The organism is Pseudomonas sp. 2822-17, assembly GCF_002742485.1.
Taxonomy (GTDB): Bacteria; Pseudomonadota; Gammaproteobacteria; order Pseudomonadales; family Pseudomonadaceae; genus Aquipseudomonas; species Aquipseudomonas cyclaminis.
Window position 1 is genome coordinate 32,596 of record NZ_LJRZ01000455.1, and the last position, 22,132, is coordinate 54,727.

At 59.1% G+C, this 22,132-nt stretch carries 24 protein-coding genes; 12 read left to right on the forward strand and 12 right to left on the reverse strand.

Features of this window, described 5'->3' with window-relative positions; translation table 11 throughout:
• Nucleotides 1-21 precede the first annotated feature (21 nt).
• On the reverse strand, nt 22-504 hold the full coding sequence (locus AOA60_RS16895) for a GyrI-like domain-containing protein (protein WP_099585419.1): 483 nt from the start codon (nt 502-504) through the stop codon (nt 22-24).
• Between the two features lie 195 nt (nt 505-699).
• Here AOA60_RS16895 and alaC point away from each other — a divergent pair, with 195 nt between their 5' ends.
• Nucleotides 700-1,917, forward strand: a complete 1,218-nt coding sequence (gene alaC, locus AOA60_RS16900) for an alanine transaminase (protein ID WP_099585420.1) — start codon at nt 700-702, stop codon at nt 1,915-1,917.
• Nucleotides 1,918-1,992: 75 nt separating this feature from the next.
• Here the strand turns inward: alaC and AOA60_RS16905 are convergent, their stop codons facing one another.
• Nucleotides 1,993-3,345 carry a GntP family permease gene (locus tag AOA60_RS16905; protein WP_099585421.1) on the reverse strand — a complete coding sequence of 451 codons (1,353 nt, stop codon included), beginning with the start codon at nt 3,343-3,345 and terminating at the stop codon, nt 1,993-1,995.
• An 84-nt stretch (nt 3,346-3,429) separates the two neighbouring features.
• Nucleotides 3,430-3,963: a gluconokinase gene (locus tag AOA60_RS16910; RefSeq protein ID WP_099585422.1), complete on the reverse strand. Its 534-nt coding sequence runs from the start codon at nt 3,961-3,963 to the stop codon at nt 3,430-3,432.
• Nucleotides 3,964-4,175: 212 nt separating this feature from the next.
• Between AOA60_RS16910 and AOA60_RS16915 the strand changes: the two genes are divergently transcribed.
• The 5 genes from AOA60_RS16915 to AOA60_RS16935 all read left to right on the forward strand — a co-directional run bounded on the left by AOA60_RS16915 (nt 4,176) and on the right by AOA60_RS16935 (nt 7,742).
• Nucleotides 4,176-5,207 (forward strand): LacI family DNA-binding transcriptional regulator, encoded by a 1,032-nt coding sequence (locus tag AOA60_RS16915; RefSeq protein ID WP_178075374.1) that lies wholly within the window; start codon nt 4,176-4,178, stop codon nt 5,205-5,207.
• 179 nt (nt 5,208-5,386) lie between these two features.
• Nucleotides 5,387-5,626 (forward strand): DUF6124 family protein, encoded by a 240-nt coding sequence (locus AOA60_RS16920; RefSeq protein WP_099585424.1) that lies wholly within the window; start codon nt 5,387-5,389, stop codon nt 5,624-5,626.
• A 93-nt stretch (nt 5,627-5,719) separates the two neighbouring features.
• A complete protein-coding gene (locus AOA60_RS16925; RefSeq protein WP_099585425.1) occupies nt 5,720-6,352 on the forward strand; it encodes a glutathione S-transferase family protein in 633 nt (210 codons plus the stop codon).
• 176 nt (nt 6,353-6,528) lie between these two features.
• Nucleotides 6,529-7,035, forward strand: coding sequence for a hypothetical protein (locus tag AOA60_RS16930; RefSeq protein WP_099585426.1), 507 nt, complete (start codon nt 6,529-6,531; stop codon nt 7,033-7,035).
• A gap of 269 nt (nt 7,036-7,304) precedes the next feature.
• Nucleotides 7,305-7,742 carry a GNAT family N-acetyltransferase gene (locus AOA60_RS16935; protein WP_099585427.1) on the forward strand — a complete coding sequence of 146 codons (438 nt, stop codon included), beginning with the start codon at nt 7,305-7,307 and terminating at the stop codon, nt 7,740-7,742.
• A gap of 18 nt (nt 7,743-7,760) precedes the next feature.
• On the opposite strand, the gene def is transcribed toward AOA60_RS16935, so the two are convergent.
• The 3 genes from def to AOA60_RS16950 form a co-directional block, all read right to left on the reverse strand.
• On the reverse strand, nt 7,761-8,300 hold the full coding sequence (def, locus tag AOA60_RS16940; RefSeq protein WP_099585428.1) for a peptide deformylase: 540 nt from the start codon (nt 8,298-8,300) through the stop codon (nt 7,761-7,763).
• Nucleotides 8,297-9,253 (reverse strand): YihY/virulence factor BrkB family protein, encoded by a 957-nt coding sequence (locus AOA60_RS16945; protein WP_099585429.1) that lies wholly within the window; start codon nt 9,251-9,253, stop codon nt 8,297-8,299. Before AOA60_RS16945 ends, def begins: the two co-directional genes overlap by 4 nt.
• Nucleotides 9,254-9,434: 181 nt before the next feature.
• Nucleotides 9,435-9,620: a CsbD family protein gene (locus tag AOA60_RS16950; RefSeq protein WP_099585430.1), complete on the reverse strand. Its 186-nt coding sequence runs from the start codon at nt 9,618-9,620 to the stop codon at nt 9,435-9,437.
• 199 nt (nt 9,621-9,819) lie between these two features.
• Between AOA60_RS16950 and AOA60_RS16955 the strand changes: the two genes are divergently transcribed.
• On the forward strand, nt 9,820-10,197 hold the full coding sequence (locus tag AOA60_RS16955; protein ID WP_099585431.1) for a hypothetical protein: 378 nt from the start codon (nt 9,820-9,822) through the stop codon (nt 10,195-10,197).
• Between the two features lie 129 nt (nt 10,198-10,326).
• Here AOA60_RS16955 and fadD1 read toward each other — a convergent pair whose 3' ends face one another.
• Nucleotides 10,327-12,018 (reverse strand): long-chain-fatty-acid--CoA ligase FadD1, encoded by a 1,692-nt coding sequence (gene fadD1, locus AOA60_RS16960; protein ID WP_099585432.1) that lies wholly within the window; start codon nt 12,016-12,018, stop codon nt 10,327-10,329.
• A 399-nt stretch (nt 12,019-12,417) separates the two neighbouring features.
• Nucleotides 12,418-14,106, reverse strand: a complete 1,689-nt coding sequence (gene fadD2 / locus AOA60_RS16965; protein ID WP_099585433.1) for a long-chain-fatty-acid--CoA ligase FadD2 — start codon at nt 14,104-14,106, stop codon at nt 12,418-12,420.
• 211 nt (nt 14,107-14,317) lie between these two features.
• On the opposite strand from fadD2, the gene AOA60_RS16970 reads away from it, so the two are divergent.
• Both AOA60_RS16970 and AOA60_RS16975 read left to right on the forward strand, forming a co-directional pair.
• Entirely contained in the window at nt 14,318-15,262 is a 945-nt protein-coding gene (locus AOA60_RS16970; protein WP_099585434.1) for an alpha/beta hydrolase, read from the forward strand.
• 69 nt (nt 15,263-15,331) lie between these two features.
• Nucleotides 15,332-15,802 carry a MaoC family dehydratase gene (locus AOA60_RS16975; protein ID WP_010208208.1) on the forward strand — a complete coding sequence of 157 codons (471 nt, stop codon included), beginning with the start codon at nt 15,332-15,334 and terminating at the stop codon, nt 15,800-15,802.
• Between the two features lie 69 nt (nt 15,803-15,871).
• Here the strand turns inward: AOA60_RS16975 and AOA60_RS16980 are convergent, their stop codons facing one another.
• Nucleotides 15,872-16,339, reverse strand: a complete 468-nt coding sequence (locus AOA60_RS16980) for a PA2169 family four-helix-bundle protein (RefSeq protein ID WP_099585435.1) — start codon at nt 16,337-16,339, stop codon at nt 15,872-15,874.
• Between the two features lie 208 nt (nt 16,340-16,547).
• On the opposite strand from AOA60_RS16980, the gene AOA60_RS16985 reads away from it, so the two are divergent.
• Nucleotides 16,548-16,784 carry a DUF3820 family protein gene (locus tag AOA60_RS16985; protein WP_099585436.1) on the forward strand — a complete coding sequence of 79 codons (237 nt, stop codon included), beginning with the start codon at nt 16,548-16,550 and terminating at the stop codon, nt 16,782-16,784.
• Between the two features lie 14 nt (nt 16,785-16,798).
• Nucleotides 16,799-17,974: an aminotransferase class V-fold PLP-dependent enzyme gene (locus tag AOA60_RS16990; protein ID WP_099585437.1), complete on the forward strand. Its 1,176-nt coding sequence runs from the start codon at nt 16,799-16,801 to the stop codon at nt 17,972-17,974.
• A 107-nt stretch (nt 17,975-18,081) separates the two neighbouring features.
• Here the strand turns inward: AOA60_RS16990 and AOA60_RS16995 are convergent, their stop codons facing one another.
• Genes AOA60_RS16995 through zwf form a run of 3 tightly spaced genes read right to left on the reverse strand, consistent with a single transcriptional unit; the run spans nt 18,082 to nt 20,931 of the window.
• Nucleotides 18,082-18,747: a bifunctional 4-hydroxy-2-oxoglutarate aldolase/2-dehydro-3-deoxy-phosphogluconate aldolase gene (locus tag AOA60_RS16995; protein WP_099585438.1), complete on the reverse strand. Its 666-nt coding sequence runs from the start codon at nt 18,745-18,747 to the stop codon at nt 18,082-18,084.
• A 17-nt stretch (nt 18,748-18,764) separates the two neighbouring features.
• On the reverse strand, nt 18,765-19,478 hold the full coding sequence (pgl, locus tag AOA60_RS17000) for a 6-phosphogluconolactonase (protein ID WP_099585439.1): 714 nt from the start codon (nt 19,476-19,478) through the stop codon (nt 18,765-18,767).
• A complete protein-coding gene (gene zwf / locus AOA60_RS17005) occupies nt 19,465-20,931 on the reverse strand; it encodes a glucose-6-phosphate dehydrogenase (protein WP_099585440.1) in 1,467 nt (488 codons plus the stop codon). The genes pgl and zwf overlap by 14 nt, the downstream gene beginning before the upstream one ends.
• A gap of 219 nt (nt 20,932-21,150) precedes the next feature.
• On the opposite strand from zwf, the gene AOA60_RS17010 reads away from it, so the two are divergent.
• The gene (locus AOA60_RS17010; protein ID WP_169851198.1) at nt 21,151-22,011 is read left to right on the forward strand and encodes a MurR/RpiR family transcriptional regulator; all 861 of its coding nucleotides are present in this window, start codon (nt 21,151-21,153) and stop codon (nt 22,009-22,011) included.
• Nucleotides 22,012-22,132 lie beyond the last annotated feature (121 nt).

Sequence of the window (22,132 nt, forward strand, 5' to 3'; positions counted from 1 at the left end):
CCAGCGCCTCCATGAGAGCAGTCAGCCCCTCTCTCCAACCGGCAGCCAGATCTCCACTGTTCCCGTGCCTTTCCTCGCATCAAAATCCGCGCTGTAGCGCTCGAAATCCGCCCCCATTACCTTGTAGCCCGAGTGCGGCAACCACTCGAACATGATGCGCTCGTAGGTCTGTTCCAACGCCTGCACCGGGCCGTAATGCGCGAACACGGCGTAGTTGAGCGGTGGAATTTCGATCACTTCGAAGTTGCTTGGCACGTCGCTTTTGCTGGGGACTTCCACGCCGGCCATGTAGTCGAATTCGCCGTGCTGGGGGTTATGGCAAACGCCGTAGGTCCCCCCGCCGATGCGTTTTTTGATGTCCTTGATGCAGGTGTCGAACAGTTCCCACAACCTGGGAATATCGCCCACCGTCGCCTTGGCATAACGCCCTTTCACCCCAGCGATTACCAGCGCCTTGCCGGCTTCCATGCGTGGCTCTAACGGTTGTTTTGTCTGCTGATCCATACGAACAGTCTCCTTCTTATAAGGGAACAAACCCGCATCGAGTATAGGGGCATATCCAGGCTTCGCTCCACGCAGAAAATTTTCCTACACATCTGGACAACTGGCCATCACGGGTCGTATTGTCTGCCCCGCAGGCCACCGCAGTGGCCGACGTCGCTCGGACGGTTCCGGGCGCTTACGTACTTCGAGGCAACAATGGCCGACCAAGGTTCGCCGCGCCGCTTTGCGCGCATAGATCGACTCCCCCCTTATGTTTTCAATATCACTGCCGAGCTGAAGATGGCTGCGCGTCGGCGCGGCGAAGACATCATCGACTTGAGCATGGGCAACCCCGACGGCGCCACGCCGCCGCACATTGTCGAGAAACTCGTACAAGTCGCCCAGCGTGAAGACACTCACGGTTACTCCACGTCCAAAGGCATTCCGCGTCTGCGCCGGGCGATTTCGCGCTGGTACAAAGACCGTTATGAAGTGGACATCGACCCCGAGTCGGAAGCCATCGTAACCATCGGTTCCAAGGAAGGCCTGGCGCACTTGATGCTGGCCACCCTGGACCAAGGCGATACCGTGCTGGTCCCCAACCCGAGCTACCCGATTCATATCTACGGTGCCGTGATTGCCGGCGCCCAAGTGCGTTCGGTGCCGCTGGTGCCGGGCGTGGACTTCTTCGCCGAGCTGGAACGGGCGATTCGCGGCTCGATCCCCAAGCCCAAGATGATGATTCTCGGTTTCCCGTCCAACCCCACCGCGCAGTGTGTGGAACTGGATTTCTTCGAGCGCGTGATTGCGCTGGCCAAGCAGTACGACGTGCTGGTGATCCACGATTTGGCCTACGCCGATATCGTCTACGACGGCTGGAAAGCCCCGTCGATCATGCAGGTGCCCGGCGCCAAAGACATTGCGGTGGAGTTTTTCACCCTGTCCAAGAGCTACAACATGGCCGGCTGGCGCATCGGTTTCATGGTCGGCAACCCGGAACTGGTCAACGCCTTGGCACGGATCAAGAGTTACCACGATTACGGCACCTTCACCCCGCTGCAAGTGGCGGCGATTGCTGCGCTGGAAGGCGATCAACAGTGCGTGAAAGACATCGCCGAGCAGTACCGCCAGCGCCGCAATGTGCTGGTCAAAGGCCTGCATGAATTGGGCTGGATGGTGGAGAATCCCAAGGCGTCGATGTACGTCTGGGCGAAGATTCCCGAGCAGTACGCGGCCATGGGCTCGCTGGAATTTGCCAAGAAGCTGCTGCTGGAAGCGAAGGTGTGTGTGTCGCCGGGGATTGGTTTTGGCGAATATGGCGATGACCATGTGCGCTTTGCGCTGATCGAAAACCAGGACCGGATTCGCCAGGCGGTGCGGGGGATTCGCGGTATGTTCAGGGCGGATGGGGCGGTGCAAAAACCTGTAGCTTGACGCGATCAAAATGTGGGAGGGGGCTTGCCCCCTCCCACATTTGATTGCATTCCAACATTTGTCTGGCGGTGTGGCTTACACCACCAACGACAGCAACATGATGAAGATCAGCGCCACCACCGACAGGATGGTCTCCATCGCCGTCCAGGTCTTGAAGGTCTCGGCCACGGTCATGTTGAAATACTGCTTCACCAGCCAGAACCCTGCATCGTTGACGTGCGACAGGATCAACGAACCCGCCCCCGTCGCCAACACCAGCAGCTCGCGGTTGACCCCTGGGATCATCCCCACCACCGGCACCACAATGCCCGCGCCCGTGATGGTGGCGACCGTCGCCGAACCCGTGGCGATACGAATCACCGCCGCCACCAGCCACGCCAGCAGGATCGGGTTGATCTGCGCGTTCACCGCCATATGGCCGATCACGTCACCCACGCCGCTGGTCACCAGCATCTGCTTGAAGCCACCACCGGCACCGATGATCAGGATGATTGCGGCGGTCGGCGCGAGGCTGGCGTCGAGCAGCTTGAGGATTTGCTTGGAGTGGATGCCCTGGCGCGTGCCAAAGGTGTAGAGCGACAGCAGCAACGCCAACAGCAGCGCGCTGATCGGGTGACCGATCATGTCCATCCAGTTGCGTACCACATTGCCTTCGGCAAACGCGATGTCGGCGAAGGTTTTGAGCAGCATCAGGAACACCGGCAGCAGCACGGTGATCAAGGTGACGCTGAAGCTCGGCAGCGACTTGTTATCGGTCTCGCGGGCCAGTTGGTCGACCAGTTCCTGAGACGGGTTGCCCGGAATGTACTTGGCGATAAACGTACCGAAGATCGGGCCGGCGATAATGGCGGTCGGCAGTGCGACGATCAGGCCGTACAGGATGGTCTTGCCGATGTCCGCGCCAAACACGCCAATGGCCAGTAACGGGCCAGGGTGCGGCGGCACCAGGCCGTGCACTGCCGACAGGCCGGCGAGCAGCGGGATGCCGATCTTGATCAGCGACACGCCGGTGCGGCGCGCCACGATGAACACCAGCGGGATCAGCAGTACAAAACCGATTTCGAAGAACAGCGGGATGCCCACCAGGAACGCGGCGAACATCATGGCCCACTGGACCTTCTCTTTGCCAAAGGCGCGGATCAGGGTTTGGGCGATCTGATCGGCGCCGCCGGACTCGGCCATCATCTTGCCGAGCATGGTGCCCAGCGCGAGGATGATGCCGACAAAGCCGAGCACCCCGCCGAAGCCGTCCTGGAAGGCCTTGATGATCTTGTCCACGGGCATGCCCGAGGTCAGGCCGAGGAAACCGGCCGCGATGATCAGTGCGATGAACGGGTGGACCTTGAACTTGGTGATCAGAACGATCAACCCGATGATAGTGACGACTGCGTCTAGTAGCAGGTACGACTCGTGGGACATGCCAAACATGGGGGGTCTCTCCTGTTTGTTGTTGTTATTAAAGCGGGTATTCAATTTATCGCCGGGGATAGCGCTATCTTTTCCGGCAAAAAATTATTGAGTTCGTTCAAAACCGTGTTGCAGCCACCAGGCGTTGGTCTGCTCGGCCAGTTCCTCGACACTGTCTTCACTGGCGTTGAGGGCCAGGGTCAGCGGCTCGCCCACGGGCGATTCAAGGGTGGCGAACTGGCTGTCGATCAAGCTTGCCGGCATGAAATGACCGGGCCGATGGGACACACGGTCGGAGGCCACTTCGCGGGTCAGCTCAAGAAATACGAAACCCAGGCCCGGCGCGGCTTCGCGCAGGTGGTCGCGGTATTTTTTCTTGAGCGCCGAACAGGTCAGCACCGGATGTTCACCCGCTTTGAGCGAGCGGCGCAGTTCAGCGCACAGGATGTCGAGCCAGCCGGCGCGGTCGTCGTCGTTGAGAGGGTGGCCGGCGCTCATCTTTTCGATGTTCGCGGCAGGGTGAAAGCTGTCGCCTTCAATCGCGGTGGCGCCGTTCAGCCGGCACAGGGCCTCGCTGACACTGGTCTTGCCACAGCCGGCAACACCCATGATGACCAGGGCAGTAACAGGTTGACTCATGAAACACCTCAGGACGCAGATAGCGCTACCTTTGCACGCTGTAAGGCTAGTGCAAAAACAGGCTTTTCCCGCGCCGTCTTGTCATTTTTATGGAGTGACGCGTGCATCCGCTCCAATCATTTGAACCGGATCAGGCAACCCAGCATTCAATAATTTGCAGCCATTTGGAGACAGCGCTACCTTAGTGCCTCGATTTTTGTTTGGCAAGCCGCCTGATGACCTCTAAGAACGATAAAAATACGCGCACTACGGGTCGCCCGACCCTCAACGAAGTCGCCCGTCTGGCTGGCGTCAGCCCGATTACCGCTTCACGCGCGCTGCGCGGCATCAGCACCGTGGCCGTTGAACTGGTAGAAAAAGTGCAGCATGCCGCCGCCGAACTCAACTACGTGGTCAACCCCGCCGCCCGCGCCCTGGCCTCGGCTCAGAGCCATTCGGTGGTGGTATTGGTGCCGTCGTTGTCCAACCTGCTGTTTATCGAAACCCTCGAAGCCATCCACCAGGTGCTGCGGCCCAAGGGCTTCGAAGTGCTGATCGGCAACTCTCACTATTCCCGGGATGAAGAAGAAAACCTGCTGCGCAACTACATGGCCTACCAGCCACGGGGTTTGCTGCTGACTGGTTTCGACCGCACCGAAAGCGCCCGACGAATGGTCGAGGCGAGCAATGTGCCCTGCGTTTATATGATGGACCTGGACCCGAATGCAGGCGTGAACTGCGTGGGCTTCTCGCAATTGGCCGCCGGCGAAACAGCCGCGGCGCATTTGCTGTCCCGTGGCCGCAAGCGTCTGGCCTACATCGGCGCACAATTGGACCAACGCACCCTGCTGCGTGGCGAAGGCTTCCGCCGCGCCCTGCAACAGGCGGGGATGTACGACCCGGCGCTGGAACTGCTGACGCCGCGTCCTTCCTCCGTGGGCCTGGGCGGCGAGTTGTTCCTGCAGTTACTGGCTGCCCATCCGGACGTGGATGCAGTTTTCTTCGGCAACGATGACTTGGCCCAGGGCGCGCTGCTCGAAGCCATGCGCCATGGCATCAAGGTGCCAGAGCGCGTGGCGGTGCTGGGCTTCAACGACCTGCCCGCGTCGTCCTTTATGGTGCCGCGCTTGAGCAGCATCAGCACACCACGTGAGGCGATTGGTCGACGTGCAGCGGAGCATTTATTGACGATCATGGCGGGCAACAAGATCGCAAAGCCGGTGGTTGATATGGGGTTTGAGTTGCAGGTGCGGGAAAGCACGTAGGACGCTTGTAGGACCGGACTGACATTGCTGTGAGCACTACGCCCGATTGCCTACACTTACGTCAGAATCAGCTGGCTTGTGCACCTGGGTGGCGGTCTCTAAGGTTTACCGGTCGCTGAATGTTTCGGTGATCGGGTTTAGAAGCCCTCCTTTGGACTCCCTGGACCAGGAGCACTGAAATGCTGAAATCCGTCGAAAAACCATCAGGCACGCTCTTCACCGTAATCCCCGATGTCTCCACCGAAACACTATTGATCAACAGCTACGAAACCGTATGTTCGGTCAGCACCTTGTTGCTTGACCTGTCCGATGACCTCAGCGGAAAACAGCGTGATGTGGCATTGGCTATTCATCAGTTGAGTGAGCTCTCGGTCCTGCTGGTTGGCAAGGCCATGGACCAGCACACACCGCGCTGTTGAGACCCGCATTTTTTTACCGCTCCCGCCTGGAAATATCGCCGTCGATTGCGACCCCTGCTAGATTGGCTGCTCTCCAAATGCAAGGGAAGCACCATGGGACACTCACTGAAGATTCTGGGCCGTACTTCGTCGATCAATGTGCGCAAAGTCCTGTGGACCTGCCACGAACTGGGCATCGACTACGTGCGTGAAGATTGGGGCATCGGCTACACCCCCACCCAATCCCCCGAATTCCTTGCCCTGAACCCCAATGCGCAAATACCGGTATTGATCGACGACCACGGCGTGTTGTGGGAGTCCAACACCATCTGCCGCTACCTGGTCAGCCTCTACCAACGCCACGACCTCTTGCCCGCCGAACCCGCGCCACGGGCCAGGGTGGAGCAATGGATGGACTGGCAGGCCACCGAGCTCAACCCTTCATGGGGCTATGCGTTTCATGCGCTGGTACGCAAGCACCCGGACTACCAGGACCCGCACCGCCTCGCCGCCGGCGTACAGGCCTGGAACGACAAGATGGGCCTGCTGGAACAGCAGCTTATTCGCACAAATGCCTACGTCGCCGGCGACGAATTCACCCTCGCCGACATCCTTATCGGGCTCTCGGTGCACCGCTGGCAGATGACCCCGATGGAACACCCACGCTACGCCGCCATCGCGGCGTACTACGAACGCCTCAGCCAGCATTCGGGCTTCCAGACCTTCGCCCTCGACGGTCACAATTGAGGACATGCGCGTGATGCTGTGCATGTATTCGCCCCCGCTTTAGGCGGCAACGGCTGGCCGTTGAGGGCCAGCCATTGCCGCTGCAGCTGGGCCAGCCCCAGTAAAACCTGGGCTTTTACGCCCGGCACGCTATTTGCTCCAGCTGTCGCACCGTACATTTTCCCAGGTGACCGATCATGTTGGTTAACAACAACACCCAAGCTATATCGACCGTCCAACAGCTCAAGCGCCCCGACATGGACCCCGCCAACGCCGCCGCCAGCGCGCTGTACAGCGGCGCCGTGCAAGCCGCACAACAAAGTGTGACTGTGCCCGTCGCGCAGAAGGAACTGGACAAAGCCACCGACCGCATCGACGAAGCCTTTGCCAAGACTCGTGTGCAGTTGCAAGCCTCCACGACCGCCACCGCCTCCTCGACCGAAACGCCCGCCACCACGTCCACCACTGGCGCGCGCTCGGAATTCACTGAGTACATGAGCAAATCCCCGGCCGAGCGCATCCGTGAGCAATTGCTCAAGGAGCAGGGTTTGACCGAGGCGGACGTACAGAACATGTCCCAGGAAAAACAGGACGCGATTTCCAAGCAAGTGACCGAGCGGCTGAAGCAGCAGCAAGAGCAGCAGGTAGCGGCGAAAGCCACTGATCCGGCGCATAGCGTAAAAGAGACCCTGGCAGCGATCTAAGCCGCACAGGGGTTAAAAGCCGCTGAAGATCCATGGGCTGGACGGTGATCAGTGCCCAAACAAACCGCTCTCGGATTTCTTGGTTTTCTTGTCGGCGCGTTTTTCATCGGCGGTCTTTGCCGGTTTTTTCTTCGCGGCTTTCTTTGAATCCATACCTTTGGCCATGATGCGTGCTCCACTGAAAGGGGATGTAGCACTGGGTATAACACCGATCACCCGGCAGAAGGGGTTTATAATCCCCGCCCCTTTATCACGCCTGTCTGAACACAATGACTGAGTTGTCCATCGATCTGCTGGCAGAGCCTTTGTGGCCGCTGCTGAACAAGTTTTACCGCAGCCACAACTCGTCGATGAAGGCGCTCAAAGGCGGACGTTTATGGGTGGTACGCGAGGGCGAGATTGTCGCCGGCTTGTGCTTGACGCCGGTGATAGGCGGTCAGTGGCTGACGGGGGTGTTTGTGGCGCCGGAGTATCGCGGCCAGAGGTTGGCGGCGCGCTTGGTGCATCAAGCAGTGGCGGAAGTGGAAGGCACAGTATGGCTGTTGTGCCATCCAGACTTGGAACGCCTGTATCAGCGCATGGGGTTCAGCCAGGACACCATCCTGCCCCAATCTCTCAGCGAACGGCTGGTGCGTTACAAGCGCAACAAACCGATGATTGCCATGGGCTTAGAACCGTTGGTGAGGTCGACCTCGGATAATGTGTGATCGCCCGGTAGAGTGAGATTAGTCGTCAGCCGTGGGGTCCATGTCGGGAAACATCACTTCGATAAACCCGAACTTGCTGAAGTCGGTAATCCGCGACGGATACAACCGGCCAATCAGGTGATCGCACTCGTGCTGCACCACCCGCGCATGAAAACCGTCGGCAATGCGCACGATCGGCTCGCCCTTGGGATCGAAACCCTCGTAGCGGATCTGCTGGTAACGATCCACCGCACCGCGCAGGCCGGGTACCGACAAGCAACCTTCGTAACCCTCTTCCAGCACGGGGCTGAGGGGCGTGATCAACGGGTTGATCAGGATGGTCTGCGGCACCGGCGGCGCGTCCGGGTAACGTTCGCTGGCTTCGAAACCGAAGATCACCAATTGCAGGTCGACGCCAATCTGCGGCGCTGCCAGGCCTACGCCGCCGACGTGTTCCATGGTCTGGAACATGTCATCGATCAATTGCCACAGCTCTGGGCTGTCGAACATCTCCGGCGGGACCGGTGGCGCGATACGCAGCAGGCGCTCGTCGCCCATTTTCAGGATTTCACGGATCATTGATCAGGCTCAACGGGAGTGGGCTTGGAGTGGTCACGGCCGAGGCCAGAGACATGCTGTTTTTCATCGGTGTGGCCGGGTTCGTCGAACTCTTTTGCACCAGGATCCTTGCCCTCGGCCGACATGTGTTCGATCACCGCATTCATCTCAGCACCGAGCAGCAGCACAGCAGCGGAAATGTAAAAATAGAGCAGCAACACGATGATCGCACCGATACTGCCATACATGGCGTTATAGTCGGCGAAGGTTTTGACGTAATAGCCAAAGCCCAGTGAGGCCACGATCCAGACCACCACCGCGAGTACCGAACCTGGGGTGATAAAACGGAATTTCTGTTCGACGTCGGGCATTACGTAATACATCAGGGCCACGGCGAACATCAGCAAAATCACAATCAGCGGCCAGCGCAGAATGGTCCACAAGGTGACCACGAACTCCTGCATGCCGATCTGCCCCGCCACCCATTCCATCACTTGTGGGCCGAGCACCATCAAGGCAGCAGCGGCCAGCAGCATGCCGGCGATGCCCACGGTGTAGAAAATCGACAGCGGAAAACGCTTCCAGATCGGCCGGCCTTCCACCACGTCGTAGGCCGCGTTCATCGCACTCATCATCAGCCGCACGCCCGCCGAAGCAGTCCACAGCGCAATCACGATACCCACCGACAGCAGGCCGCCCTTGGATTGCTGCAACTGGTCAATCACCGGGTTGACCTGCTCCAGGGCCTGGGGCGGCAACACCAGTTCCGACTGAAGGCGCAGCCAGGTGAAAAAGTCGGGCAAGTGCAGGAAACCGATCAGGGCAATCAGGAACAGCAGGAAGGGAAACAGCGAGAACAGCATCTGGTAGGCCAGTGCCGAGGCGTAGGTGGGCATTTCGTCGTCGACGAATTCCTTGACGGTGCGTATCAGCACTTTGTGCAGCTTGAGACCATCGAGAACCGGAAAGATCATAGCGTCTCCTTTCGCCGCAAAAAGGTTAAGTTCGTGGGCGACTCAGGGGCCGTTTTCTACATCAAAGTAGCCCATTTGGCGACTTTGAAACAATTACGAAAGTTTAGTTGCATCGTCAGATACAAAAACGGCCATCCGTGGATGGCCGCGGGGCTGTAGGAACACAGCCAGTGACGCAGGCTTACTTGGTGGCTTTTTTTACCGCATCTTTGGTATCGCCGACCGCTTTCTGCACTTCGCCTTTCTTTTCCTGGATCACACCTTCCGCTTGCAGCTTGTCGTTGCCGGTGACTTTGCCGACGCCTTGCTTGATATTGCCGACCGCTTCGTTCGCCAAGCCTTTTGCCTTATCCGATGTGCTGCTCATGGTGTTTCTCCGAAAGAACAATCAAGGGTTTTGGTGATTACCTAGAGATTGACCCGGGGCCCTTCGGCAGAGTTTCAATTATTTTCGGCGGGCATTTCGTCGAAAGCGGCAGGTTTGGCTTTATGTTTGGGAGCCAACCCACGAGAATGCCCGGCACATTCAGGCTATAACGCTGGATAACAGATCCCGTAGGAAGGTTATGAAACTCAATAAAGCACAGGCCATTGCCCGCAGAAATACCGAACTGGGCGGTGCCGTACTCGGCGTCAACAACTGCCACTTCACCGACCTGGACCGCAAGCGCAATATCTGGTGGTTCGACCTGCCGCTGGGCCGCATTGCCGTCGGCCAGTACGAGTGGATCCACCTGTTGATGCACAACGCCGAGACCGACCAGTTGCTGCACCTGAAGGTGCCGACGGCGTTTCTGCGCGAGCACATCGAAGGGTTGGTGGTGCGCAATGCGGGCAAGCGCAAGCCGGAGATTACGTTGGAGCTGAGCGCAGACAAGGATTCGTTCTTGAAAGACGTGCGCCCCTCAGGCGCTAACGTAAGCTTCGCGCATTTCGCGCTGTAAAACACGGTTAAACATGTGGGAGGGGGCTTGCCCCCGATGGCGGTGGGTCAGTCACAGTATGTGTTGACTGAACCAGTGCTATCGGGAGCAAGCCCACTCCCACATTGGATTGCATTTCTATTTGGCGGGTTATTTTTTAAGGCCCAGCTTCTTCAGTTCTTCATCACGCAACTCACGACGCAGGATCTTGCCCACGTTGGTGGTCGGCAATGCATCACGGAACTCCACCGCCTTGGGCACCTTGTAGGCAGTGACGTTGGCGCGCATGTGCTCCATCACCTGGTCCTTGGTGAGGGTGGCGCCCGGTTTGACCACGATGAAGAGCTTGATGATCTCCCCGGATTTTTCGTCCGGCACACCGATGGCCGCGCATTGCAGCACGCCAGGCAGGCCTGCCAGCACGTCTTCCAGCTCGTTGGGGTACACGTTGAAACCGGAGACCAGGATCATGTCCTTCTTGCGGTCGACAATGCGCATGTAGCCGTCCGGCTGGATGATCGCGATGTCGCCGGTCTTGAGCCAGCCTTCACTGTCGAGCATCTCGTCGGTGGCGTCCTGGCGCTGCCAGTAGCCCTTCATCACTTGCGGGCCCTTGACGCACAGCTCGCCGGTTTCACCCAGCGCCAACTCAGTGCCGTCGTCGGCAATGACTTTACACACGGTAGACGGCACCGGAATGCCGATGGTACCGATCTGGATATGCTGGATCGGGTTGACGGTGGCTACCGGGCTGGTTTCGGTCATGCCGTAACCTTCGCAGATGCCACAGCCGGTCACGGCCTTCCAACGTTCAGCGGCGGCCAGCTGCAGGGCCATGCCGCCCGACAGGGTGACTTTCAGCGCGGAGAAGTCCAGCTTGCGGAAGCCTTCGTTGTTGCACAGCGCCACGAACAACGTGTTCAGGCCGACAAAACCGCTGAACTTCCACTTCGACAACTCCTTGACCATAGCAGGCAGGTCGCGCGGATTGCTGATCAGGATGTTGTGGTTGCCGATGAGCATCATCGCCATGCAATGAAAGGTGAAGGCATAGATGTGGTACAGCGGCAGCGGCGTGATCAGGATCTCGCAGCCTTCGTTGAGGTTGGAGCCCATCAGCGCCTTGCACTGCAACATGTTGGCGACGAGGTTGCGGTGGGTGAGCATCGCGCCCTTCGCCACGCCGGTGGTGCCGCCGGTGTATTGCAACACGGCCACGTCGCTGCTGGCCGGGCTGGCGTCGCTGACCGGTTGACCGTGGCCCTTGGCGAGCACGTCGTTGAACTTGATCGCCTGAGGCAAGTGATACGCCGGGACCATTTTCTTCACGTACTTGATGACGCTGTTGACCAGCAGACGCTTGAGCGGCGGCAACAGGTCGGCGACTTCGGTGACGATCACATGCTTGACGGCGGTCTTGGGCACGACCTTTTCCGCCAGGTGGGCCATGTTGGCCAGGCAGACCAGGGCCTTGGCACCGGAGTCGTTGAATTGGTGTTCCATTTCCCGCGCGGTGTACAGCGGGTTGGTGTTGACCACGATCAGGCCGGCGCGGATGGCGCCGAATACCGCGACCGGGTATTGCAGGACGTTGGGCAGTTGCACAGCGATTCGATCGCCGGGCTTCAAGTCGGTGTGTTGTTGCAGGTACGCGGCGAAGGCGCCGGACAGTTCGTACAATTCACCGTAGGTGATTGTCTTGCCCAGGTTGCTGAAGGCCGGTTTGTTGGCGAAGCGCTGGCAGGACTGCTTCAGTACCGCCTGAATATTCGGATACTCGTCTGGATTGATTTGTGCAGCAATCCCGGCGGGGTACTTATCCTTCCAAAAGTCTTCGTTCATGGAAGCCCACTCCTCAGCGACGTCAGCGACGCGAATTCATCATCGCATTTGATGCGATTATTATTGGTGTATGTTTTTTTAAGGTGAATCTGGCGCTTTCAAGCAGGCCTAGACGTCACAAAGCGCGCCGAGAGTAGCAGCTTTGCCAAGGGCCGACTAGAGCCTAAAGAGGGCTCGACAGTCATAAACATGACTGTCCTACAATATTTAGTCACACTTTAATCGTAGCTGAAATCCCCCGACAGAAGGCTCTGGAACAAGGCTTCCAGAACAACATTAAATAAATGTGGGAGGGGGCTTGCCCCCGATGGCAGCGGACCAGTCACCAGATGCAGTGACTGATACTCTGCCATCGGGGGCAAGCCCCCTCCCACATTTGAATTACATTTCAATTCAAGATCAGGCGATGTCGCGCAGCTCCCGCCGCAGGATCTTGCCCACCGGCGTCATCGGCAACGAATCGCGCAACACAATCTGCTTGGGCACCTTGTACCCCGTGAAGTTGGCCTTGCAGTAGGTCTTCAATTCTTCAAGGCTCACGCCTTCGGCCCGTGCCACCACAAACAGCTTCACGGCCTCCCCCGTGCGCTCGTCCGGTACGCCGATCACCGCACAGTTGGCTACCGCCGGGTGCGCCATCACCACGTCTTCGATTTCGTTGGGGTACACGTTGAAACCCGAGACGATGATCAGGTCTTTCTTGCGGTCGACAATACGTACAAAGCCGTCCTCATCAATCACCGCAATGTCGCCAGTCTTGAGCCAACCCTCGGCGTCCAGGGTCTCGGCGGTCGCAGCCGGCTGCTGCCAGTAACCCTTCATCACCTGCGGGCCCTTGATGCACAGCTCGCCGCGTTCGCCCAGCGGCAACTCGACGCCTTCATCATCAATCACTTTCATCGCGGTAGCCGGCACGGGGATGCCCACGGTGCCGAGGCGCGATTTATTGCCATAAGGGTTGGTGCTGGCCACTGGCGAGGTTTCTGTCAGGCCGTAGCCTTCGCCAATGGTGCAGCCGGTGATTTGCTGCCAGCGTTCGGCTGTGGCCTTGATCAGTGCCGTGCCACCGGAGTTGGTGAGTTTGAGGTGGGAGAAGTCCAGCGTCTTGAATTCCGGATGGTCCATCAATGCCACAAACAGTGTGTTAAGCCCCAGCAACCCGGTAAAGCGCCACTTTTTCAGCTCCTTGATAAACCCGCCGATGTCCCGTGGATTGGTGATCAGTACGTTGTGGTTACCCGTGACCATCATGCACATGCAGTTCGCGGTGAAGGCATAGATGTGGTACAGCGGCAGCGGCGCGATCATCACCTCCTGCCCTTCCTTGATCAACGGGTGGCCGTCGTCGCCAACCTGGGACATGCACGCACGGGCCTGCTGCATGTTCGCCACCAGGTTGCCATGGGTCAGCATCGCACCCTTGGCCAGGCCGGTGGTGCCGCCGGTGTATTGCAGCACGGCGACGTCATCGAGGGTCACCGGATGACGCGTGATCCCCAGGCCGGCGCCCATGCGCAGCGCACGCTTGAACGACACCGCACGCGGCAGGCTGTAGGCCGGGACCATCTTCTTGACCTTGTCGACCACAGTGTTGACCAGCCAGCCTTTGGCGGCGGGCAGGAAGTCACCCATCCTGGCTTCGATCAGGTAGTCGATCTCGGTGTCGCTGCACACCTCCTGCACCCGCGCACCGAACAGGTTGAGGTAGACCAGCGCACGCACGCCGGCGTCCTTGAACTGGTGGCGCATCTCGCGCGGGGTGTACAGCGGGTTGGTGTTGACCACAATCAGCCCGGCGCGCAGGGCGCCGAACACGGCAATCGGGTAATGCAGCACGTTGGGCATCTGTACGGCGATGCGCTCGCCGGGCTTGAGGTCGGTGTGCTGTTGCAGGTAACCGGCGAACGCCGCACTCTGGCGCTCAAGCTCGGCGTAGGTCAGGGTGACGCCCATGTTGCTGAAGGCCGGACGGTCGGCGAAGGTCTTGCACGAGCGTTCGAAGACTTCGATCACCGACTTGTAGGCCGTGAGGTCGATATCATTGGGAACGCCCGCCGCGCGTTTGTCATTCCAGAAACCAGGTTGCATTATTCTTGTCCCCTTACCTGAGTGTGTCCGGCCGCTTAAAAAAAGCGGAGCTTTGGGGACGTTAGCAGCTATGACCAAACAGGCAAATACGCTAAATCGTGTCATTGATTGTATGAATCTTGCCGCTGATGCGTAGGCAGATACCCCGGCCCTCGGCAGATGAGCTATACACTGCAACGACCCCGAGCAGACCTTGAAGAAAGGAAGCGCCATGAACCACAGCACCTTCTGGCTGACCGCGAATGACCGCAGTCGCCTGTACGTCAATCAGTGGATGCCTGAAGGCCCGGTTCACGCCGTGGTCATGCTGTCCCACGGCATGGCTGAGCACAGCGGGCGTTATGCGCGGCTGGCCGAAGCGTTATGTGGCGCTGGCTATGGCGTGTATGCACCGGACCAGCGTGGCCACGGCCGCACCGCCGACGAAGGTACCTTGGGGCTCTACGCCGAAAAGGATGGCTGGAACAAAGTAGTGGGCGACCTGGCCAGCCTCAATCAGCACATCGGCCAGCAGCAACCGGGGCTGCCGATTATCCTGCTGGGCCACAGCATGGGCAGCTATATAGCCCAGGCCTACCTGCTGCATCACAGCGCCAGCCTGCACGGGGCGATTCTCAGTGGTTCGAATTTCCAGCCGGTGGCGCTGTACCGCGCCGCACGGGTGATCGCGCGGGCCGAGCGTTTGCGCCAGGGTGCGCGCGGGCGCAGTGCGTTGATCGAGTTCCTGTCATTTGGCTCGTTCAACAAAGCATTCAAGCCCAACCGCACGGCGTTCGACTGGCTCAGCCGTGACCCGGCTGAAGTAGACAAGTACATCAACGATCCACTGTGCGGCTTCCGGTGTACCAACCAACTGTGGATCGACCTGCTGGGCGGCTTGCAGCAAATCAGCAAAGCGTCCAATCTCGTCCAGATCGATCCGGGGCTGCCGATCCTGGTGATGGGCGGCGAATGTGATCCGGTGAGTGAGGGCAAGCGTCTCAAAAGCCTGGCCCATGCGCTACGTGAGGCCGGCTGTCAGCATCTGCAATTGAATATCTACCCGCAGGCGCGTCACGAAGTGTTCAACGAAACCAACCGCGATGCCGTTATCGCGGATGTACTGACGTGGCTCGACCAGGCCCTGACCTTGCGCAGGCCGGCTCACTGCGAATAACTTTTCTTTTAAAATCAGCCGTTTAAAATCGGCCGATAATTACCGATTAGCCACAGGATGCACCTTTAGATGACACAGGTAACCAACACCCCGTACGAAGCCCTGGAAGTCGGCCAGACCGCCAGCTACAGCAAACTTGTAGAAGAGCGCGATATCCAGCTGTTCGCCGCCATGTCCGGCGACCACAACCCGGTGCACCTGGACGCCGAATACGCCAAGGCGACCATGTTCAAGGAGCGTATCGCCCACGGCATGTTCAGCGGTGCGCTGATCAGCGCAGCGGTGGCCTGCGAGCTGCCTGGGCCGGGCACTATCTATATCGGCCAGCAGATGAGCTTTCAGAAGCCGGTCAAGATCGGCGACACACTGACGGTGCGCCTGGAAATCCTTGAAAAACTGCCGAAATTCCGCGTGCGTATTGCCACTCGCGTGTTCAACCAGCGCGATGAGCTGGTGGTGGATGGCGAAGCCGAGATTCTCGCACCGCGTAAGCAGCAGGTTGTAACGTTGACCGAGCTGCCGCCAATCAGCATCGGCTGACTCAAGGCCCACACAACACAAATGTGGGAGGGGGCTTCCCCCCTCCCACATTTTTTTACCGCATTCGACTTACGACTGAGCGCGAGCCTGGTTACGCAGGGCTTTCACCTGGTCGTGGTTGCGCTGTACGCCATGGTACTGACGCTCAACCAGGTCACGGATGCCCAGCAGGTTGTGCTTGTTGATCTTCTCGATCGCTTCCTTGTAAGCCTTGAGTGCGTGATCTTCACCGCGCTCGGCTTCGTTCAGCACAGCCTCTTCATCTTTACCGGTGAGCATCGACTTCACATCGACCCAACCACGATGCAGGGCGCCGGCCATGCTGCCGGAGTCTTCCGGATCACCGCCCAGTGCACGTACGGCGGTTTTCAGCTCGGCGGCAGCGGTTGCGCAATCAGCGGAACGCTTGGCAAACAGCGCCTTGAGTTCTGGGTGCTTGATGTCTTCTGCGCATTCTTTGAAACCTTTCTGGCCGTCGATGCTGGTCTCGATCAGGTCGTTGAGTACGGAGATCGATTCTTTATTGATGTCAGTCATTTTTCAATTCCTCAGGCAGGTTACGAAGGGTTGTCTTAATGATTGCAGCGCTCGTGCCAGGTTTTGAAAAACAGTTTTTATGTTTAATTTCAACAACTTAAAAATATTTGAACCATCTGTATGTACGTTATTTGCATGATCTGTCATTTGGCCTTCATGCAGAATGCCTGTATTTTCCGAAGTCTCGACTCACGCCACTGACGTCCCCATGAACCCCGAAAAACTCGAATTGCTGATCACCCGCGAAATGCCCTTCGGCAAATACAAGGGCCGGATCATCGCTGACCTGCCGGGCCCTTACCTGAATTGGTTTGCCCGTGAGGGTTTCCCCCACGGCGAGCTGGGCGGTTTGCTGGCCTTGATGCAGGAAATCGACCACAACGGTTTGTCGGAACTGCTCGACCCCTTGCGCGCCAAGCACGGCAAGCCTGCCCCGCGTCATTAATCAGGAGCGTCGCCATGCCACGCAATGCTGACAACGAACTGCACTGGCAGGCCATCGCCCAGCGCTACGACCTGGAACCGGGTCCGATCAATCTGGAAAACGGCTACTTCGGGCGCATGAGCCGTGCAGTCCAGGCGCAGTACCTGGACCACGTGGCGTTTATCAACCGCAGCAATTCGTTACACGTGCGCCAGCGCTTCGAACAAGGCGAAAACGTCGAGATCCGCCGCCAATTGGCCGAGTTGATCGATGTGGACCCGGAGTCGGTCGCCTTCACCCGCAACGCCACCGAAGCCTTGCAGTCGCTGATTCGCAACTACAACCGCCTGCAACCGGGCGACCAAGTGCTGATCAGTGATCTGGAGTACGACACCGTCAAGGGCGCCATGCGCTGGTTGGCCGGGGTTCGCGGTGTCGAGGTGATTGAGCTTTCCCACACGCACCCGGCCAGTTTCGACAACCTGTTGCAGACCTATCGCACCGCCTTCGCTGAGTACCCGCGTATAAAGCTGATGGCGCTGACCCACGTCACCCACCGCACAGGCCTGGTGATGCCCATTGCAGCCATCGCCGAGGCGGCGCGTGAACAGGGTATCGACGTGATTCTCGACGGCGCCCATGCCCTGGGCCAGATCGACTTCAACCTCGCCGAGCTGGGCATCCAGTTCGCTGGCTTTAACCTGCATAAATGGATCGGCGCGCCGCTGACCCTGGGTTTTCTGTACATCGCCCCGGAACGCCTCGCAGATATCGACCCGGACATGGGTGAGTTCCACTACCCCATCACGGACGTGCGCGCACGCACGTCCTACAGCACGCCAAACTTTCCGGCCTTGATGACCTTGCCACTGGTGTTTGAAGAACATCAGGCATTGGGGGGCGCGGCGGCCAAAGGTGCGCGGGTCAATTACCTGCGCGATCTGTGGGTAAGCCAGGCGCGCCCCCTCAAAGGCATTGAGGTGCTGACTTCGGATGATCCACGGCTGTATTGCGGGATTACCGCATTCAAATTCAGCGGGCGTGACCAGCAGGTGATGGTGGATCGGTTGCTCAAGGATTACGGCCTGTTCACCACCACGCGCACCGGGGCGGCGTTTGGTACGTGCATCCGGGTGACGCCGGGGTTGCTCACATCAAAGGCGGACATTGATGTGCTGGTCAACGCCATTACCGAACTGAGCACAGACTGAAAATGTGGTGGCCTCACGGTTTTTTGCAGGCAAAAAAAAGCGGTACACCGACCAAGTGCACCGCAAAAATGCCGTTAAGCACAGCAACAACGATTCGGTAAATCAGATCAATCCAGCAGCGCCAGCGCCTCGGCGGTGACTTCCTGGATGCGGGCCCAGTCGCCGTTCTTGATCCACTCAGGATCAAGCATCCAGCTACCGCCCACGCACATCACGTTTTTCAACGCCATGTAGTTTTTGATGTTGGCCGGGCCGACGCCGCCGGTCGGGCAGAATTTCACTTCGCCGAACGGGCCGCCCAGGGCCTTGATGGCCGCCACGCCGCCGCTGACTTCCGCCGGGAACAGCTTGAAGCGGCGATAACCCAGGCCATAGCCTTCCATGATGCCCGAGGCATTGCTGATGCCCGGCAACAGCGGGATCGGGCTGTGCACCGAGGCTTCCAGCAGGTCGCGGGTAATGCCGGGGGTGACGATAAATTGCGAGCCGGCAACCTCGGCTGCTTCGAGCATGTGACGGTCGAGCACGGTGCCGGCACCGGTGCACAGTTCAGGGCGCTGCTCGCGCAGCACCTGAATGGCCTTGAGGCCGAACTCGGAACGCAGGGTCACTTCCAATGCGGTCAAACCACCGGCTGCCAGGGCATCGGCCAACGGCAGGATGTCCTGTTCGCGGGCGATGGTGATCACCGGCAGGATCCGCGCCTTGGCGCAGAGGCTGTCGATCAAGGCAACTTTATCCGCCATGGACACGGTCGGTTGAGGGCTTTTCATAGCGGCTGATCCTTGGCTCATGGGCACCAGTAAATCTCTAATGTAGGTTGCAAAAACGCGCGAATCGGCATGGCAGCAACGTCGTCACTGGCCAGGGCGGCGCTCAAGGTGGTCAATTTCGAACTGCCGGAAATCGACAGCACGGTGTACTTGGCCGTGGCCAGCAGCGCACGACTCATGGTCAGGCGCTGGTGTGGCACGGTTGGCGCAAGCATCGGCCAGCAACGGCGGGTACCGTCGGCCTGCAACGCTTGGGCAAGGTTCGGGCTGTTGGGAAACAGCGAGGCGGTGTGGCCGTCATCGCCCATGCCCAGTACCAGTACGTCAATTGCCGGCAATTCGGCCAGCAGGCGATCGGCCTGCTCGGCAGCGTCTTCGAGATTGGCTGCGGCGCTGTACAGGCTGAGGAACCTGGCCTTGGCCGCAGGACCTTGCAACAGGTGCTGTTTCAACAGGCCAGCATTGCTGTCGGCATGTTCCACTGGCACCCAGCGCTCGTCGGCGAGGGTGATGGTGACGTTGGACCAGTCCAGGCCTTGCTTGGCCAGGTGCTGGAAAAACGCCACGGGGCTGCGGCCACCGGATACCACCAACGTTGCTTCGCCACGGGCACTGATGGCCGCGCGCAGTTGTTCGGCTACATCCAGGGCCAGGCCTTCGGCCAACAGCACCGGGGTGCGGTACTCGTGGGCCGTTACGCCCCGAGGCAGTTTCAATTCAGATATCGCCATACCACGACCTCCCATCCCGCGTGATCAGTGCAATGGAGCTCATCGGCCCCCAGGAACCCGCCGCGTACGGCTTGGACGCATCACCGGATTTTTTCCACCCGGCGATCAACTGGTCACACCACTTCCACGCGGCTTCGATTTCATCTTTACGGACAAACAGGTTCTGATTGCCGCGCATCACTTCCAACAGCAACCGCTCGTAGGCATCGGGGATGCGTGCGCTGCGATAGGTGTCGGAAAAATTCAGTTGCAGCGGCCCGCTGCGCAGTTGCATGCCCTTGTCCAGGCCCTGCTCCTTGGTCATCACCCGCAAGGAAATCCCTTCGTCCGGCTGCAGGCGGATGATCAGCTTGTTGCTGATCTGCAAGCGCTGCTCGGGGGCGAAGATGTAGTGGGACGGTTCCTTGAAGTGGATAACGATCTGCGACAGCTTTTGCGGCATGCGTTTGCCGGTACGCAGGTAGAACGGCACCCCGGCCCAACGCCAGTTGCGGATATCGGCACGCAGCGCGACGAAAGTCTCCGTGTCGCTCTGGGTGTTGGAGTTGTCTTCTTCCAGGTAACCCGGCACGGCCTTGCCGGCGCTGTAACCGGCGATGTACTGGCCACGTACCACTTGGGTAGTCAGCCCATCCGGGCTGATCGGCGCCAGGGCCTTGAGCACCTTGACCTTCTCATCACGGATGCTGTCGGCAGACAGGTCGGCCGGCGGGTCCATGGCGATCAGGCAAAGCAGTTGCAGCAGGTGATTCTGGATCATGTCCCGCAGTTGGCCGGCCTTGTCGAAATAGCCCCAACGGCCTTCGATACCTACCTGCTCGGCCACGGTGATTTCCACGTGGGAGATGTAGTTCTGGTTCCACTGGGTTTCGAACAGGCTGTTGGCGAAACGCAGCGCGATCAGGTTCTGGACGGTCTCTTTGCCCAGGTAGTGGTCGATGCGGTAGGTGCGGTTTTCCGGGAAAAACTGCGCCACGGCGTCGTTGACCTTGCGCGAGGACTCCAGGTCCGAACCGATGGGTTTTTCCAGCACCACGCGGGTGTTTTCGGCCAGGCCGACCTTGGACAGGTTCTCGCAGATCGCGCCATACACCGCCGCCGGCGTGGCGAAATAGGCGATCAGGCATTGCTCGGTGCCGGCCAGTTCAGCCAGGGCCACGTAGTCGTCGGCCTTCATGAAGTCGACGTGGACATAGGTCAGGCGCGCCAGGAAACGTTGGGCGATGCTTTCGTCCAATTCCTTGCCGACGTACTTGCGCAGTTCTTTTTCGATATGGGCCAGGTGCTGTTGCTCGGAACCGGCTTCACGGGCCAGGGCCAGGATGCGCGTGTCGTCGTGCAGCAGCCCGGCGCCATCAAGTTGATAGAGGGCAGGAAATAACTTGCGCAGCGCCAGATCACCCAAGGCGCCAAAGAGGGCAAAGGTGCAGGGTTCTACGGTTATCGAAGGCATGATGTTTGTTCTTTTATCAAGTTAAGCTACAAATACCTTTTTTCAAGGCATCACTCAAGGAAAAATGTAGTAATAACCACAACATTTTCCCGAAATACGCATTCCGAGTGGTGGTGTTCAGCTACCCTCAGTAGGATAGGCCACCGCGAAATGCCACTCGTCGATTGGCTACCGCCCTTTATTTGCATCGTCGCCCGAAGGAAAGACTGAATGGACCGCGTGCGAAATCTTCTGGAACAGATCCGGAACCGCCTCGAAGAATTAAACAAGGCCGAGAAAAAAGTCGCCGAGGTCATCCTGCTCAACCCGCAGCAGGCGACCCGCTTCTCTATCGCCGCCCTTGCCCAGGCCGCTTCGGTCAGTGAACCGACGGTCAACCGTTTCTGCCGTTCATTCGGCGTCAGCGGTTACCCTGAACTTAAATTGCAGCTGGCGCAAAGCCTGGCCAGCGGCGCGGCGTATGTCAGCCGCGCAGTGGAAGCCGATGATAACCCCGAGGCCTACACCCAGAAGATCTTTGGCAGCGCCATCGCCTCCCTGGACAGCGCCTGCCAGGCCCTGGACCCGAACCTGATCAGCAAGGCCGTAGACCTGTTGATCCAGGCGCGGCAGATCCACTTCTTCGGCCTGGGCGCCTCGGCGCCGGTGGCCATGGATGCGCTGCACAAATTCTTCCGCTTCAACCTGTCAGTGACCGCCCATGCCGACGTGCTGATGCAACGCATGATCGCCTCGGTGGCGCATACGGGCGAGCTGTTCGTGATTATTTCCTACACCGGGCGTACCCGCGAGCTGGTGGAAGTGGCGCGTATTGCGCGGGAAAACGGTGCGTCAGTACTGGGTGTCACCGCAGAGAACTCACCGCTGGCCAAGGCCAGCACCGTGAGTTTGAACATTCCGCTGCCGGAAGACACCGACATCTACATGCCGATGACCTCGCGGATCATCCAATTGACGGTGCTGGATGTGCTGGCGACCGGCATGACCTTGCGCCGAGGCGTGGATTTCCAGCCGCATTTGCGCAAGATCAAAGAGAGCTTGAATGACAGCCGGTATCCGGTGGGGGATGAGTTTAACTAAGCCAGCATGTGTGTTGGCTTTACTGGCCCTATCGGGGGCAAGCCCCCTCCCACATTTGAAATGTATTCACAGGTCAAAGTGTGGGAGGGGGCTTGCCCCCGATAGGGCCATCAGCCACACC

What these genes read in the sequence shown, in the direction of transcription:
- AOA60_RS16945 (WP_099585429.1), bottom strand. Translation starts at nt 9,253, where the DNA reads ATGATCTTTCCGGTTCTCGATGGTCTCAAGCTGCACAAAGTGCTGATA.
- AOA60_RS16995 (WP_099585438.1), bottom strand. Translation starts at nt 18,747, where the DNA reads ATGAAAAGCCCTCAACCGACCGTGTCCATGGCGGATAAAGTTGCCTTG.
- pgl (WP_099585439.1), bottom strand. Translation starts at nt 19,478, where the DNA reads ATGGCGATATCTGAATTGAAACTGCCTCGGGGCGTAACGGCCCACGAG.
- AOA60_RS16955 (WP_099585431.1), top strand. Translation starts at nt 9,820, where the DNA reads ATGAAACTCAATAAAGCACAGGCCATTGCCCGCAGAAATACCGAACTG.
- AOA60_RS16990 (WP_099585437.1), top strand. Translation starts at nt 16,799, where the DNA reads ATGCCACGCAATGCTGACAACGAACTGCACTGGCAGGCCATCGCCCAG.
- AOA60_RS16935 (WP_099585427.1), top strand. Translation starts at nt 7,305, where the DNA reads ATGACTGAGTTGTCCATCGATCTGCTGGCAGAGCCTTTGTGGCCGCTG.
- zwf (WP_099585440.1), bottom strand. Translation starts at nt 20,931, where the DNA reads ATGCCTTCGATAACCGTAGAACCCTGCACCTTTGCCCTCTTTGGCGCC.
- AOA60_RS16920 (WP_099585424.1), top strand. Translation starts at nt 5,387, where the DNA reads ATGCTGAAATCCGTCGAAAAACCATCAGGCACGCTCTTCACCGTAATC.
- fadD1 (WP_099585432.1), bottom strand. Translation starts at nt 12,018, where the DNA reads ATGAACGAAGACTTTTGGAAGGATAAGTACCCCGCCGGGATTGCTGCA.
- AOA60_RS16970 (WP_099585434.1), top strand. Translation starts at nt 14,318, where the DNA reads ATGAACCACAGCACCTTCTGGCTGACCGCGAATGACCGCAGTCGCCTG.
- AOA60_RS16930 (WP_099585426.1), top strand. Translation starts at nt 6,529, where the DNA reads ATGTTGGTTAACAACAACACCCAAGCTATATCGACCGTCCAACAGCTC.
- AOA60_RS16975 (WP_010208208.1), top strand. Translation starts at nt 15,332, where the DNA reads ATGACACAGGTAACCAACACCCCGTACGAAGCCCTGGAAGTCGGCCAG.
- AOA60_RS16925 (WP_099585425.1), top strand. Translation starts at nt 5,720, where the DNA reads ATGGGACACTCACTGAAGATTCTGGGCCGTACTTCGTCGATCAATGTG.
- def (WP_099585428.1), bottom strand. Translation starts at nt 8,300, where the DNA reads ATGATCCGTGAAATCCTGAAAATGGGCGACGAGCGCCTGCTGCGTATC.
- AOA60_RS16980 (WP_099585435.1), bottom strand. Translation starts at nt 16,339, where the DNA reads ATGACTGACATCAATAAAGAATCGATCTCCGTACTCAACGACCTGATC.
- AOA60_RS16950 (WP_099585430.1), bottom strand. Translation starts at nt 9,620, where the DNA reads ATGAGCAGCACATCGGATAAGGCAAAAGGCTTGGCGAACGAAGCGGTC.
- fadD2 (WP_099585433.1), bottom strand. Translation starts at nt 14,106, where the DNA reads ATGCAACCTGGTTTCTGGAATGACAAACGCGCGGCGGGCGTTCCCAAT.
- AOA60_RS16905 (WP_099585421.1), bottom strand. Translation starts at nt 3,345, where the DNA reads ATGTTTGGCATGTCCCACGAGTCGTACCTGCTACTAGACGCAGTCGTC.
- AOA60_RS16985 (WP_099585436.1), top strand. Translation starts at nt 16,548, where the DNA reads ATGAACCCCGAAAAACTCGAATTGCTGATCACCCGCGAAATGCCCTTC.
- AOA60_RS16895 (WP_099585419.1), bottom strand. Translation starts at nt 504, where the DNA reads ATGGATCAGCAGACAAAACAACCGTTAGAGCCACGCATGGAAGCCGGC.
- AOA60_RS16910 (WP_099585422.1), bottom strand. Translation starts at nt 3,963, where the DNA reads ATGAGTCAACCTGTTACTGCCCTGGTCATCATGGGTGTTGCCGGCTGT.
- alaC (WP_099585420.1), top strand. Translation starts at nt 700, where the DNA reads ATGGCCGACCAAGGTTCGCCGCGCCGCTTTGCGCGCATAGATCGACTC.